The organism is Ancylobacter tetraedralis (assembly GCF_014195655.1).
GTDB classification, from domain to species: Bacteria; Pseudomonadota; Alphaproteobacteria; order Rhizobiales; family Xanthobacteraceae; genus Ancylobacter; species Ancylobacter tetraedralis.
The window spans coordinates 222889-236905 of sequence record NZ_JACICD010000005.1 but is presented as its reverse complement, the minus strand read 5'-3'; the positions used below and the strand labels follow the sequence as shown (position 1 = coordinate 236905).

Annotated in this window: 14 protein-coding genes; 5 read left to right on the top strand and 9 right to left on the bottom strand. The window is 66.6% G+C overall.

From position 1 onward, the window contains the following. Positions 1-3: 3 nt before the first annotated feature. The gene (locus tag FHS55_RS14675) at positions 4-432 is read left to right on the top strand and encodes an MliC family protein (protein ID WP_183190514.1); all 429 of its coding nucleotides are present in this window, start codon (positions 4-6) and stop codon (positions 430-432) included. Positions 433-468: 36 nt separating this feature from the next. Here FHS55_RS14675 and FHS55_RS14670 read toward each other — a convergent pair whose 3' ends face one another. Further along, on the bottom strand, positions 469-927 hold the full coding sequence (locus tag FHS55_RS14670; RefSeq protein ID WP_183190513.1) for a potassium channel family protein: 459 nt from the start codon (positions 925-927) through the stop codon (positions 469-471). Between the two features lie 33 nt (positions 928-960). On the opposite strand from FHS55_RS14670, the gene FHS55_RS14665 reads away from it, so the two are divergent. Continuing rightward, on the top strand, positions 961-1803 hold the full coding sequence (locus tag FHS55_RS14665; RefSeq protein ID WP_183190512.1) for a GNAT family N-acetyltransferase: 843 nt from the start codon (positions 961-963) through the stop codon (positions 1801-1803). Here FHS55_RS14665 and FHS55_RS14660 read toward each other — a convergent pair. Beyond that, complete coding sequence (locus FHS55_RS14660) at positions 1781-2701, bottom strand: DMT family transporter (protein ID WP_183190511.1); 921 nt, start codon at positions 2699-2701, stop codon at positions 1781-1783. The genes FHS55_RS14665 and FHS55_RS14660 overlap by 23 nt on opposite strands. Before the next feature lie 190 nt (positions 2702-2891). Then, complete coding sequence (locus FHS55_RS14655) at positions 2892-3788, bottom strand: VOC family protein (protein WP_183190510.1); 897 nt, start codon at positions 3786-3788, stop codon at positions 2892-2894. Between the two features lie 301 nt (positions 3789-4089). Between FHS55_RS14655 and FHS55_RS14650 the strand changes: the two genes are divergently transcribed. From FHS55_RS14650 to FHS55_RS23735, 3 genes are all read left to right on the top strand, one after another. Further along, a complete protein-coding gene (locus FHS55_RS14650; RefSeq protein ID WP_183190509.1) occupies positions 4090-5385 on the top strand; it encodes an adenylosuccinate synthase in 1296 nt (431 codons plus the stop codon). Positions 5386-5406: 21 nt separating this feature from the next. Continuing rightward, on the top strand, positions 5407-7065 hold the full coding sequence (locus FHS55_RS14645; RefSeq protein ID WP_183190508.1) for a hypothetical protein: 1659 nt from the start codon (positions 5407-5409) through the stop codon (positions 7063-7065). Between the two features lie 338 nt (positions 7066-7403). Next, the gene (locus tag FHS55_RS23735; protein WP_281379637.1) at positions 7404-7532 is read left to right on the top strand and encodes a hypothetical protein; all 129 of its coding nucleotides are present in this window, start codon (positions 7404-7406) and stop codon (positions 7530-7532) included. Positions 7533-7748: 216 nt separating this feature from the next. Here FHS55_RS23735 and sucD read toward each other — a convergent pair whose 3' ends face one another. From sucD to hyi, 6 genes are all read right to left on the bottom strand, one after another. Next, the gene (gene sucD, locus FHS55_RS14640) at positions 7749-8645 is read right to left on the bottom strand and encodes a succinate--CoA ligase subunit alpha (RefSeq protein ID WP_183190507.1); all 897 of its coding nucleotides are present in this window, start codon (positions 8643-8645) and stop codon (positions 7749-7751) included. Then, positions 8645-9844: an ADP-forming succinate--CoA ligase subunit beta gene (gene sucC, locus FHS55_RS14635; RefSeq protein WP_183190506.1), complete on the bottom strand. Its 1200-nt coding sequence runs from the start codon at positions 9842-9844 to the stop codon at positions 8645-8647. The genes sucD and sucC overlap by 1 nt, the downstream gene beginning before the upstream one ends. A gap of 113 nt (positions 9845-9957) precedes the next feature. Next, positions 9958-10731 carry a fumarylacetoacetate hydrolase family protein gene (locus FHS55_RS14630; protein ID WP_183190505.1) on the bottom strand — a complete coding sequence of 258 codons (774 nt, stop codon included), beginning with the start codon at positions 10729-10731 and terminating at the stop codon, positions 9958-9960. 12 nt (positions 10732-10743) lie between these two features. After that, the gene (locus tag FHS55_RS14625) at positions 10744-11721 is read right to left on the bottom strand and encodes a 2-dehydropantoate 2-reductase (RefSeq protein ID WP_183190504.1); all 978 of its coding nucleotides are present in this window, start codon (positions 11719-11721) and stop codon (positions 10744-10746) included. 371 nt (positions 11722-12092) lie between these two features. Next, entirely contained in the window at positions 12093-12983 is an 891-nt protein-coding gene (locus FHS55_RS14620; protein ID WP_183190503.1) for a 2-hydroxy-3-oxopropionate reductase, read from the bottom strand. 77 nt (positions 12984-13060) lie between these two features. Continuing rightward, entirely contained in the window at positions 13061-13846 is a 786-nt protein-coding gene (hyi, locus tag FHS55_RS14615) for a hydroxypyruvate isomerase (protein ID WP_183190502.1), read from the bottom strand. Between the last annotated feature and the right edge of the window lie 171 nt (positions 13847-14017).

The following is a 14017-nucleotide window of genomic DNA, read 5'->3' as shown; positions in this document are numbered from 1 at the left end:
CCGATGATCGCCTTCGCCGCTTCCGGCTCCGCCACTCCGTCGGCGGTGCCTTTGCGTTTTTCCCTTCGCGCGGCGGTGCGGGTCGCCATGCCCGTCCTCGTCGCGCTGCTGGCCGGCGCGGGCGCGGCGCGGGCGGCGGATCGCATCGTCATTGCGCTGCCGAAGGGCTCCTCGGTCGTCACCACCAAGGTCGGCTACACCTGCGACAAGGTGAAAAACGTCGCGGCGACCTATATCAACGCCCCGCCGACCGCGCTGGCGACCATCGCCTTCGACCACGAGTTCGTGGTGATGGCCAATGTGCTGGCCGGCTCCGGCGCCAAATATGCCGGCGACCGCTTCGTCTGGTGGACCAAGGGCAACAGCGCCAGCCTCTACGACCTCACCAAGGGCGAGAACGCTCCGCCCATCGCCACCTGCACGCAGGATTAGCGGCGCTCGGCCGTTCCCCGGCGCGTACTGGAAGGGCTAATGCTCCGGCGGCGGCTTCTTGGCGGACCGGTGGACCACGAGGTGCGGCAGGTGGCTCTGCAGCACATAAATCAGCAGCGCGGTCGACCAGCCGAACATCAGGATGCCGCTGGCGGCGGTGAGCGGCCCGAGCAGCCGCGTGCGGGTGTTCTGCAGCGCGTCGCCATAGCCGAGCGTCGTGTAGTTCACGAAGGCCGAGTAATAGGCATCGGTCGGGAACTCGACGAGCTCGCGATAGGCATAGATGAACGACCACAGGCCGACCTCGATGAGGTGGGCGCATAGCAGGATGGTGTTGGCGGTGAGCAGGGCCAGCATCAGCCGGAGATGCGGCTGTTTCCACAGCCATTTCTCGAACGGCATGACCAGCGCGACCAGCACGAAGCTCGCTCCCAGATGCACGAGCATCGCCAGGATGTTCATCACTATGCCGACGATCAGCTCTTCGACCATCATGCCCCCCAGGTCTTCGAATCAGCAGGTCGAGCCATGAGCGACCCCGTGCATATACGCCCACTCGATCGGGACGAAATTCAGCTGGCGGTCGACTGGGCGGCCACGGAAGGCTGGAATCCGGGCCTTGTCGATGCCGGCGCCTTTGCCCGCGTCGACCCGGGCGGATTTCTCGTCGCCGAGGTGGACGGGCGGCCGGCGGCGACGCTCTCGGTGGTGAATTACGACGCGCATTTCGCGTTTCTCGGCTTCTACATCGTCCGCCCGGACCTGCGCGGTCGCGGCATCGGCTGGCGGCTCTGGCAGGCCGGGATCGCCCATGCCGGCGCGCGCACGATCGGGCTCGACGGCGTGCCCGCCCAGCAGGCGAACTATGCGTCCCAGGGATTTCACCTTGCCTATCGCAACATCCGCTTCGCCGGCCGGGTGGACGGCGGGGATACGAGCGGGGAGGCGGTGGATCTGGCGCGCGTGCCCTTCGCGCAGGTGGAGGCGAGCGATGCCCAGGTGTTTCCCGCCCCGCGCGCCGCTTTCCTGAGGGCATGGCTCACCGCTCCGGGCCATATCGGCCGCGCGGTGCTGCGCGGGGGCCGACTGGCGGGCTGGGGCGTCGCGCGGCCGGCGCGGCAGGGCTGGAAGATCGCCCCGCTGGTGGCACAGGACGAGGCGGCGGCCGAGGCGCTGTTCGCGGCACTGATGGCGCAGATCGGCGCGGACGACATCATTTTCGATGTGCCCGAGCCCAATGGGGCGGCGCTGGCGCTGGCCCGCCGGCACGGGCTGGCCCCGGTGTTCGAGACGGCGCGCATGTATACCGGGCCGATCCGCCCCGTCGCGCTCGACCGGCTCTATGGCGTCACGAGCTTCGAGCTCGGCTGAGCGCGGCGCGGCGGCCGAACAGCGTGGCGGTGACGACGCCGCCAAGCACCAGAGCATAGCCGACCGCGTGGTAGAGATGGGGCGTCTCGCCCAGGAACAGGATCGCCAGCGCCGAGCCGAATACCGGCATGAGGTGGAAGAACGGCGCGGCCCGGTTCGGCCCTACCAGCTCGACGCCGCGATTGAAGAACAGATAGGCCAGCACCGAGGCGAACACCGCGACATAGGCGAAGGAGGCGAGCGTCAGCAGGTCGAAATGCAGTGGCGGGCCGCTGATGCGCTCCCAGATGAAGGCCGGCGTGAGCATCGCCCCGCCCCAGCCGAGCGAGAAGGCGAGAAACCCGTAGCGGCTCATCGTCGGTCGTCGGGCCAGCAGTGCCGAATACAGGGCGTAGAGCAGTACCGCCGTGAGGAACAGCACGTCGCCGATGTTGAAGTCGATATTCGCCAGCACGCCGAGATCGCCACGGCACAGGATGACCAGAACGCCGGCGAGCGACAGGCCGATGCCGCCCGCCTGGCCGAGCGACAGCCGCTCGCCCAGCAGCAGGAAGGCCCAGCCGGCAATCAGCAGCGGTGCCGTGGAGGTCATCAGCAATCCGTTCAGCGCCGGGCTGTACTGCAACGCCCAGTAATAGAGGGTGTTGTAGAGCGTGATGCCGGAAAGCGAGAGCAGGGTCAGCACGCCCATATGGGTGCGGATGACCGGCCAGTCCGCGCGCAGATGGCGCCAGGTGAAGGGCAGCAGGATGAGAAAGGCAAGCACCCACCGCACCCAGGCCAACGCCATTGGCGGCACCTGTCCCGCCACATAGCGGCCCAGCACGATGTTGCCCGACCAAAAGAGCGGAGCCAGGGTCAGCATGAGATAGGGGGCATCGAGCAGGCGGCGGAACATGGCGTATTCCCGGGGGTGGCCCTTCAGGCGGAGCCTTGGTCGCCTCCTGCTCTAGAGCATTTTTGCCCTCCGCGAAGCGGGGCCGGGAATGAAATAATCTGATGGCTGACCGCTTGTCGCCGATGCGACACCCGCCGCGGGCCTGGTCGTCGCAGGCGTCCGTCGCAGGCGTCCGTCTCAGGCGTCCGTCTCAGGCCGCGCTCACCCGCACCCGCGTTCCCCAGGGGTCCGCGGCGGAAAAGCCACCGGGGATCGGCGCGGTGCTCTCCCCCGCCACTTCGAGGCGGATGCGCAGTGCCTCGACCGCCGCCGCATCCGGCAGCTTGATGGCGTAATGGACAAGGCCGACACTGTCCTGCGGGGCCGGTCCGCCGCCACGGCTCTGCCAGACATTGAGGCCGAGATGATGGTGATAGCCGCCGGCGCTGACGAACAGCGCGCCGGGATAGCGGTCGGTCGTCACGTCGAAGCCGAGGTGATCCACATAGAAACGCCGCGCGCCCGCGAGGTCGCCGACCTGCAGATGCACATGGCCCACCCGCGTGCCGGCCGGCAGCGGCTCGTCGAGCGGGGTCGCCGCCGGCGCCTCATTCAGCAGGCCGCGCCCGTCGAGTTGATCGGTCGCCATCGCCACCGTGCCGTTCTCCCAGCGCCACTCGCTCGCCGGACGGTCGCGGTAGATCTCGATGCCGTTGCCGTCCGGGTCGTCGAGATAGAGCGCCTCGCTGACGATGTGGTCGGAGGCGCCGATCGCCACGCGCTGGGCCACCAGGCGGCGCAACACCACCGCGAGCGCGGGCCGGTCCGGCACCAGGATGGCGACGTGGAACAGGCCGGTGGTGCCACGCGGGCGCGGGCGCGCATCGCGCCGCTCTTCCAGCTCGACCAGCACATGCCCGCCCGCGCCGAGGCGCACGATGCCGTCCGATTCTTCCGCCAGGAGATTGAGGCCGAGTGTGCCGGTATAGAAAGCGATCGCGCGGGCTGCGTCACGCACGCGCAGGCGCACCGCGCCCAAGGCGAGCCCGGCCGGCAGGCCGGCGGCGGTCGAAATCGGGGCGGAATCAGTCGATGCGGCGACGGTCATGGGCGCTCTCCCCGGCGGCAACCCGCCATTACCCATAGGTCTTGCGCGCGGGGTACAAAGGCAAGGCACGCCGCATTGCAGCGGTGCAAGGTTGACTTGGCACCCATTGCCGCGCGCGCAGGCCCCGCGCGGTTCTCGCGAATGCACGGGTGCGGCGCGCGCGCCGGGCGGACAATTCCTTGCCTCGCCCCGAGCGATCCCTTAAGACGTTTCAGCCCCGGTCGGACAGCTTCGCCGGGGTTTTGTCTGTGTGGGCGTGGCCTTCTCGTCCGTCCGCACCTCGCAATCAGGAGCTTGGCTCGTGGCGAATGTAGTCGTCGTCGGTTCTCAATGGGGCGACGAGGGTAAGGGCAAGATTGTCGACTGGCTCAGCGAGCAGGCGGATGTCGTCGTTCGCTTCCAGGGCGGTCACAATGCCGGCCATACGCTGGTGGTTGGCAACACCACCTACAAGCTGTCGCTGCTGCCGTCCGGCCTGGTGCGTGGCGCGCGCCTTTCGGTTATCGGCAACGGCGTGGTGCTGGACCCGTGGGCGCTGGTCGACGAAATCGGCCGCATCAGCGCGCAGGGCATCGCGGTCACGCCGGAGCGGCTGCGCATAGCCGAGAATGTCGCGCTGATTCTGCCGCTGCATCGCGAACTGGACGCCATTCGCGAGAATGCGGCGGCCTCGGGTACCAAGATCGGCACCACCAAGCGCGGCATCGGCCCCGCCTATGAGGACAAGGTCGGTCGCCGTTCGGTGCGGCTGATGGACCTTGCCTATCCCGCGACGCTCGATGCCAAGATCGAGCGGCTGCTGGCCCATCACAACCCGCTGCGGCGGGGCCTTGGCATCGAGGAAGTCGATGCGGCCCGGCTGCGCGCCGAACTGCTTGAGGTGGCTCCCAAGGTGCTGCCCTATATGGACCGCGTATGGTCGCTGCTCGACGACGAGCGCCGGCACGGCTCCAAGATCCTGTTCGAGGGCGCGCAGGGCGCGCTGCTCGATGTCGACCACGGCACCTACCCCTTCGTCACCTCCTCCAACACGGTGGCGGCGCAGGCGGCGACGGGCTCCGGCCTCGGCCCGGGCGCGATCGGCTATGTGCTCGGCATCACCAAGGCCTATACGACCCGCGTCGGCGAGGGCCCGTTCCCGAGCGAGCTGCATGACGAGATCGGCCGCAAGATCGGCGAGCGCGGGCGCGAGTTCGGCACCGTCACCGGCCGGCCGCGGCGCTGTGGCTGGTTCGATGCCACGATCGTGCGCCAGACCGTGCGTACCTCCGGCATTAACGGCATCGCGCTCACCAAGCTCGATGTGCTCGACGGCTTCGATGAACTGAAAGTGTGTACGCGCTACCGGCTCGGCGACAAGGAGATCGATTATCTTCCCGCTGGCCAGGACGCGCAGGCCTCGGTGGAGCCGATCTACGAGACCATTGCGGGCTGGAGCCAGTCCACCGCCGGAGCCCGTTCCTGGGCCGACCTGCCGGCCGAGGCGGTGAAATATGTGCGTCGCATCGAAGAACTGATCGGTTGCCCCGTGGCCTTGCTTTCCACCAGCCCGGAGCGGGATGATACCATTCTCGTGCAGAATCCCTTCGAATCCTGAACGGTGAAGAACCTCTAGCGCATGGCCGATTACTATCCGCTTCTCGCGCGTGCCATTGAAGGCCTCCCCGACAAGTCCGAGGCCGGCCGCAAAGTCGTGTACGATCGTGCGCGGCGAGCGCTGCTGAACCAGCTGCGCGCCGCCGAACCGACTCTGCGGGAAGGAGATGTCACGCGCGAGCAGCAGGCGCTCGACGCGGCGATCGCCCGGCTTGAGCGGGATTTTGCCCGGACGCCGGACACTTTCCGCAATCTCGGTGCCAATCTGGCAAATGCGATGAGCGACAAGCCCGCGCCGGGCGCGCCGCCTGCACCTGCCAACCCGCTGCCGCCCGCTGCCGGGCGTGGCGTACCTTCGCCTGCTCCGGCGAGCGCTCCGACGGGCGGTTCACGCCCCGTCGCGCCGCCTCCCGCGCGGCCCGCCGCGCCGCTCGGGCGGGATATGGGCCGCCCGGTTTCGCAAGGAGCGAGCGATCCTTCCGCGAACGCGGCGCCTTCCGCCCCGACGCCTGCGGCGCCTTCCGCTCCTCTCGCCCCGCCCGGCCGTCCGCTGCTGCGCGAGCCGCCGGAACGCGCTCCCCCGGCCCGTCCGCCGGGCGTTGCCGCGCCCACGGGGGGCGATGACGATGATGATTATGTCAGCCGGCTGAGCGTTTCCCGCCGCGACGGGCCGGGTTGGTCCGCCAGGGGCGCGCCCACCGCCGGGGCAAATCCCGATGCCGATGTCGCGACGGCGCTCAGCGAGGGCGATGGCGAGGATCCGGTCGAATTTGCCGATCAAGGCCAGTATTCCCCTCGCCGTGGTAACGGCCGCATTCTTGCCTTCGTAATCATCCTGCTGCTGTTGGTTGGTGGCGGCGTGGTTGGCTTCCTGCAGCGCGACACGATCCTCACGCTGGTGCGCAGCCTGTCCGGGCCCACCCGGCAGGTGGCGCAGGCGCCGGCTGCGCAGCCCGAGCCGGAAGCGGCGGCGAAATCGAACGACCGGATCGCGCAGGCGCCGGGCGGTTCCTCCGCCACGGATTCGCCACCCGCGGCATCGTCGGGCCAGCCCGCGCCATCCGCGCCGGCGGCTGCCGCTGCCACGCCGGCACGGACGGATCCGGTGAACATCAATGCGCCGCAGCGCGCGGTGATGTTCGAGGAGAGCGCTGGCGGGGGCGAGCAGGGGCTGCAGCAATATGTCGGCAGCGTCGTCTGGAGCGCGGAAACCTTCCAGCCCGGCGACGGTCAGGCGCCTGACATCGGTATCCGCGCGGTCGCGACCATTCCCGACCGCAACTTCAAGGTGACGCTGCTCATCCGGCGCAATCAGGATCCCAGCATCCCGGCCTCGCACATTGTCGAGGTGCAGTTCGATCTGCCGCCGAATTTCGATCTCGGCAACGCGACCAGCGTGCCGGGCATGCGTGCCAAGGCATCGGAAAGCGCGCAGGGCCTGCCGCTCACCGGCCTTGCCGTGCGTGTGGCGCCGGGCTTCTTCCTGATCGGCCTGTCTTCGCTCGATGCGGACAAGCAGCGCAATCTCGGGCTGCTGATCACCCGCAACTTCCTTGATCTGCCGGTGGCTTTCGAGAATGGGCGCCGGGCCATCATGGTGCTCGAGAAGGGCCCTCCGGGCGACCTTGCCTTCCGCCAGGCCTTCATGGCGTGGGGATTGCCGGTTCCCAACGAGAACTGAAAGATCGTTCGCGCGCAGCGATGTGACGGTAGAGAGCCCGCGAGAACATTTTCGCCGGGCGTTGCCGAAGTTCCGCTGCCGGATGTCGTGAATTGCCGGTTTCGGCCCGTTCTTCACCGCGTCATGAGCGCGGAGCGCCTCCCTGTCGGGAGGTGGAGGCGCGCCATATCCTGACATTTGGCAAGGCTCGCGCATCACCCTGCACGCTTACGGGTGCATGGTGATGCGTGGCGGAGCCATGCATCGAATGCAAGGTTGGTATTTGGCATTAGGTATACCAGGAAATGCCGGGGTCGGTTAGGTTGCAGTGCAACAGGATCGAGACTTGGAGACTGCAGATGTTGGAAACGGTTTTCCCCGTGCTGCCGCTGCTGATTGTGTGCCATGCATGGATGACCATCCTCCTCGCGCAGACTCTGGAGAGCGATGAGATGGCAGTGCTGCCGCCCGAGTGCTTCCCGGTCTGAGGGCGCGGCTTCCGGGAATTCCTCAAGCTTTGGCGACGTCGCTACGGCTGGCGAGGGAGCGCTGTCCAGCGCTTCCGATCGGAGAGGCGCGATCTCGGCCGGCTCCTCAGGTCAGTTCGGTCTGCCGCTCTTCATTGAATGGCGGCTGCGCAAAGAAAAACCCCGCGTCGGCACCAGGCCAGCGCGGGGTTCTCATGTTTCAAGACGCGCGAAGCGTCAGGCCGCGACGCGCTTGTTGAGCACGTCGACCAGCGTCTTGCCGAGGCGCGCGGGGGAGGGGGAGACCACGATGCCGGCCTCTTCCATCGCCGCGATCTTGTCTTCCGCGCCGCCCTTGCCGCCGGAGATGATGGCGCCGGCATGACCCATGCGACGGCCGGGAGGGGCGGTGCGGCCGGCGATGAAGCCGACCATCGGCTTCTTGCGGCCGCGCTTGGCTTCGTCCTTGAGGAACTGCGCCGCGTCTTCCTCGGCCGAGCCGCCGATCTCGCCGATCATCACGATCGATTCGGTGGCGTCATCGGCGAGGAACAGTTCGAGCACGTCGATGAACTCGGTGCCCTTCACCGGATCGCCGCCAATGCCGACCGCCGTGGTCTGGCCGAGGCCTTCCTGGCTGGTCTGGAACACCGCTTCATAGGTCAGCGTGCCCGAGCGCGACACCACGCCGACCGAGCCCTTCTTGAAGATATTAGCCGGCATAATGCCTATCTTCGATTCGCCGGCTGTGACGATGCCGGGGCAGTTCGGCCCGATGAGGCGCGACTTCGAGGCGTCGAGCGCGCGGCGCACCTTCACCATGTCGAGCACCGGGATACCCTCGGTGATGCACACGATGAGCGGAATTTCGGCGGCGATCGCCTCGAGAATCGCATCGGCCGCGCCCGGCGGGGGCACGTAGATCACCGAGGCGTCGGCCCCGGTCTTGTCGCGCGCCTCGGCGACGGTGTCGAACACCGGCAGGCCGAGATGGGTCGAGCCGCCCTTGCCGGGCGAGGTGCCGCCGACGATCTTGGAGCCGTAGGCGAGGGCCTGCTCGGAATGGAACGTGCCGTTCTTGCCGGTGAAGCCCTGGGTGATGATCTTCGTGTCTTTGGTCAGCAGGACGGACATCAGGCGGCTCCCTTCACGGCCTTGACGATCTTCTGGGCGGCGTCGTCGAGGTCGTCCGCCGGGATGACGTTCAGGCCGCTGTCGCGGATGATCTGTTTGCCTTCCTCGACATTTGTTCCCTCAAGCCGGACCACCAGCGGGACCTCGAGTCCGACCGCCTTCACCGCGGCGATGACGCCGCGCGCGATGACGTCGCACTTCATGATGCCGCCGAAGATGTTGACGAGGATGCCCTTCACCTGCGGATCGGAGGTGATGATCTTGAACGCCGCCGTCACTTTCTCTTCCGTTGCGCCGCCGCCGACATCCAGGAAGTTGGCGGGCGATTCACCGTAGAGCTGGATGATGTCCAGCGTCGCCATGGCGAGGCCGGCGCCGTTGACCATGCAGCCGATCGTGCCATCGAGCGCGATATAGGCGAGGTCATACTTGGACGCCTCGATCTCCTTGGCGTCTTCCTCGGTCTCGTCGCGCAGGGCGACGATATCGGGATGACGGTAGAGCGAGTTCGAATCGAAGGAGATCTTGGCGTCGAGGCACTTCAGCTCGCCGGTCTTGGTCACGACCAGCGGGTTGATTTCCAGCATCGCCATGTCCTTGGCGACGAAGGCCTTGTACAGCTTGTCGACCAGCGAGCCGGCCTGCTTGGCGAGATCGCCGGTGAGGCCGAGCGCCTGCGCCACCGTGCGGCCATGATGGGGCATCACGCCGGTGACGGGGTCGACGGCAAAGGTGTGGATCTTCTCAGGCGTCGAATGCGCGACTTCCTCGATATCCATGCCGCCTTCCGTGGAAACCACGAAGGCAACGCGCGAGGTGGCGCGGTCGACGAGCGCCGAGAGGTAGAACTCCTTGTCGATGTCAGAGCCTTCCTCGATATAGACGCGGTTGACCTGCTTGCCGGCGGGGCCGGTCTGGATCGTTACCAGCGTCTTGCCGAGGATCTGCTTGGCATTGGCGGCGGCGTCCGCCGCGGACTTGACGACGCGCACGCCGCCCTTCTCGCCGGCATCGGCCTCCGTGAATTTGCCCTTGCCGCGACCGCCGGCATGGATCTGGCTCTTCACCACCCACACGGGGCCGGGAATCTTCGCCGCCGCGTCGTCGGCCTCGGCCGCATTCAGGATGGCAACGCCGTTGGGCACCGGGACTCCGAATTCGCGGAGCACTCCCTTTGCCTGATATTCATGGATATTCATTAATCCCGCTCCTCCACAACCGGATGGCCGAGAGGGCGCATGGCGCGAGGCGGCATGGCTCTCCCGTCGATTGGCGTATCCTATTTCCCTATAGGCGCAAGCGCGCCAGGACGCTACTGCACGAAAGTGTTGCTGAGCGTCCCGATCCCCTCGATCACGATTTCCACCGTGTTGGAGGGATCCTTCATGGTGCCGACACCGACCGAGGTGCCGCAGCAGATGACATCGCCGGGATTGAGCGTCATGTCATGCGAGATCCGGCTCACCAGCTGGCGGGCGGAGAAGATCATGTCGCTGATCGGGTAGTTCTGCCGTTCCTGCCCGTTGAGCACGGTGCGCACGACGAGGCTGGCCGGATCGACATCGGTCGCGACCACCGGGCCGAAAGGTCCGAAGCCGTCGAAGCTCTTGGCCCGCACCCACTGGGCGAAGGTGGCGTCCTTGTTGATGATATCGGCGGCGGTGATGTCGTTCACGCAGGTATAGCCGAAGATGCAGGCGCCGGCCTCCTCCTCGGAGACGCTGCTCGCGCGCGTGCCGATGACGATGCCCAGCTCGCCCTCATAGACCACCTTGCCGTCATAGGAGGCCGGGCGGTGCACCACCGCGCCGGGGCTGGTGAGCGAGGAGCCGGCCTTGAGCAGATAGAGCGGGTCGGCCGGCACGGGCGAGTTGAGCTTGGCGGCCAGCGCGTGGAAATTGTTCCACAGCGCAATGACCTTGGTCGGCTCGGTTGGGGCGAGCAGCGCGACCTCGGAGAGCGCAAGGCGCTCTCCGGTCGGCTGGGCGCCATTGAACATGTTACCGCTGTGAACGGTGATGGATGCCCCGTCGAGCGTGCCGAAGCCGGTCACGCCCGCGTGGCTGAAACGAACCCAATGCGCCATTGTTAGTCGACTCTAGTTATAGCAGCCGGCGATCTGCGCGCGCTGGCGAACCAGGGCGAGCACGATGTCGATGGTGGGGGTGGGGATGCCGGCGAGGCGACCCATTTCCTGCACCACGGTGACGAGCGGGTCGATCTCCATGGCGCGCGACCGCTCGAGGTCCTGCAGCATGGAGGTCTTGTGCGCGCCCACCGCGCCCGCGCCGTCAATGCGGCGCTCGACACCGACGCGGAAGTTGACGCCGGACTGGATGGCGATTTCCTGCGCTTCCAGCATCATCGACTTGGCCACCGCGCGGGTGCCGGGATCGGAGGCGATGGTGTCGAGCGTGGCGTGGGTCAGCGCGCTGATCGGATTGAAGCAGAGGTTGCCCCAGAGCTTCAGCCACAACTCGTCACGGATGTTGGGCAGCACGGGCGCGCGCATGTCGCCGGCGGCGAAGGCCTCCGAGAGCTTGGTCACACGGTCGGTGATCTCGCCCGAGGGCTCGCCGAGCGGGAACTTGTCGCCATAGACGTGCTTGATGACGCCCGGCTCGACCACTTCGGTCGCGGGATAGACGATGCAGCCGATGGCGCGTTCCGGCCGCAGGCCGTTCCACTGCTTGCCGCCGGGATCGACGCTTTCCAGCGTGCGGCCCTCGAGATGGTCGCCGTGCTTGTAATAGTACCAGTAGGGCACGCCGTTGACGGCGGTGACGACCGCCGTGTCGTTGCCGAGCAGCGGCTGCATGGCATCGACCACGCCCGTCACCGAATGGCCCTTGAGCGCGACGATGACATAATCCTGCGGGCCGAGCTCGGCCGGATTGTCGGAACAGGGGATGTGCTCGACGCGCTCTTCGCCGTCGATCAGCAGCTTGAGGCCGTTGCGCTTCATCGCCTCGAGATGGGGGCCACGGGCGACCAGGCTGACGTCGACGCCGGCGCGCTTCAACTGAACGCCGACATAGCCGCCGATGGCGCCGGCACCATAGATGCAGACCTTCATGGGACTCCCTCCTTATGTTCGCGCCAACTCCCGCGCCGGGCGAACCTTGTTTGGTATTTTGTATGCCATGATTAGGGATGAAAGGGCCCTAGTCAAGAGCGTATGCGGTGGGCGTGATAATACGTCGCGCATGTGAGGCCGCATCGCGAGCTAGGCGGGGCGTGTTTGCGACATGTCTGACAGGTTACGTCGTCAGATGACCGTTTGTCCACGGTGTATAGGGCAGAACAATTGTCTCTCGGACTACGCAAAAGACTGTCGTGGCGGCGAGAGTCCACTATCGTGGCAGCAAGGCTTACTTATCTTTCCAAACGAATCGGGGGCGCATTGCGCCCCCGAAACTCAATCTGAATGCCTAATGCGGTGCGAGGTCAGGCGTCCGGCGTGACCGTGTGGTTGGCTAGCAGTTCCAGCGCCTTGACCAGCGCCGAATGGTCCAGCGCGGCGCCACCATGGGCGGCGACCGAGGAGAACAGCTGCTGCGCCAGCGCGGTGGAGGGCAGCGACATCTGCAACTGGCGCGCGCCGGTCAGGGCCAGATTCAGGTCCTTCTGGTGCAGCTCGATACGGAAGCCCGGGTTGAAGGTGCGCTTGACCATGCGCTCGCCATGCACTTCCAGGATGCGTGAATTGGCGAAGCCGCCCATCAGCGCCTGACGCACCTTGGCGGGATCGGCGCCCGCCTTGGAGGCGAATAGCAGCGCCTCGGACACCGCGAGGATGTTGAGCGCGACGATGATCTGGTTCGCCACCTTGGTGGTCTGGCCATCGCCATTGCCGCCGACCAGCGTGATGTTCTTGCCCATCTTCTCGAACAGCGGCTTCACCGTCTCGAAGGCGCCCTCGGGGCCACCGACCATGATGGTGAGCGAGGCGGCCTTGGCGCCGACCTCGCCGCCCGACACCGGCGCATCGAGATAGTCGCAGCCGAGATCGTTGATCTTTTTGGCGAATTCCTTGGTTTCGACCGGGGCGATCGACGACATGTCGACCACGATCTTGCCCGCCGTGAGGCCGGCCGCGATGCCGTTCTCGCCGAACAGCGCGGCGGCCACATGCGGGGTATCCGGCACCATGGTGATGATGATGTCGGCATGGCTGGCGACTTCGGTGCCGGTGGCGCAGGCGACGCCGCCCTTGCCCGTCAGTTCAGCGGGAATCGGCTTGATATCATAGAGATAGAGCGTGTGGCCCGCGTCGATCAGGTGGCCGGCCATGGGGGTGCCCATGATGCCGAGACCGACAAATCCAACTTTAGCCATCGTCTTTTCCTCGTTTTCCTAGAATGAGTTTCTTGGAATGCGCAGGTCGAGGCTGCGCAACCTCGGCCTGCGCAGCCTCACGCCGCGTCGGTGAGGCTCTTCAGCCAGCCGAGGCCGGCCGCGGTCTCGCCCTTGGGCTTGTATTCGCACCCGACCCAGCCGGCATAGCCGATGGCGTCGAGGTGGCGGAACAGGAAGGGATAGTTGATCTCGCCGGTGCCCGGCTCATTGCGGCCCGGATTGTCGGCGAGCTGGATGTGCGCGATCCGCGGCAGGTTCGCCTCGATGGTGCGGGCGAGATCGCCCTCCATGATCTGCATGTGGTAGATGTCGTACTGGATGAACAGGTTGTCCGAGCCGACTTCCTCGATGATCGCCTTGGCCTGCTTCGTATAATTCAGGAAGAAGCCGGGAATGTCGCGCGTGTTGATCGGCTCGATCAGCAGCTTGAGGCCAGCTTCCTGGATGCGCGGAGCGGCGTATTTGAGGTTCTCAATGAACGTCTTGTGCAGCACCTCGCGCTCGACGCCCGCGGGGGCGATGCCGGCGAGGATGTTGACCTGGGGCGAGCCCAGCGCGGTGGCGTAGGTGATCGCCTTGTCGACCCCGGCGCGGAATTCGTCCACGCGGTCCGGAAGGATGGCGATGCCGCGCTCGCCGCCGCCCCAATTGCCGGCCGGCAGATTGTGCAGCACCTGGGCGAGATTGTTGTCCTTCAGCTTGGCGACCAGTTCCTCGACCGGAAAGTCATAGGGGAAGAGGTACTCGACCCCGGTGAAGCCGGCGCTGGCGGCCTTCTCGAAGCGGTCGAGGAAGGGCACCTCGTTGAACAGCATGGTCAGATTGGCGGCGAAACGGGGCATGGACCGCTCCTGGGCTGAATGGGTTTTTCATGGGACGCGGGACCTGCCTTTTGCGGCAGGTCCTCGCGACGATATGGGCGCGTTTTCCTGTCGAAGACATGAAAACGCGAAGGATGCGGCGAAAAAGGACGCGGGCCCGGCTCCGTCGCGGAGGGCTGCGGCGGAGCCGGG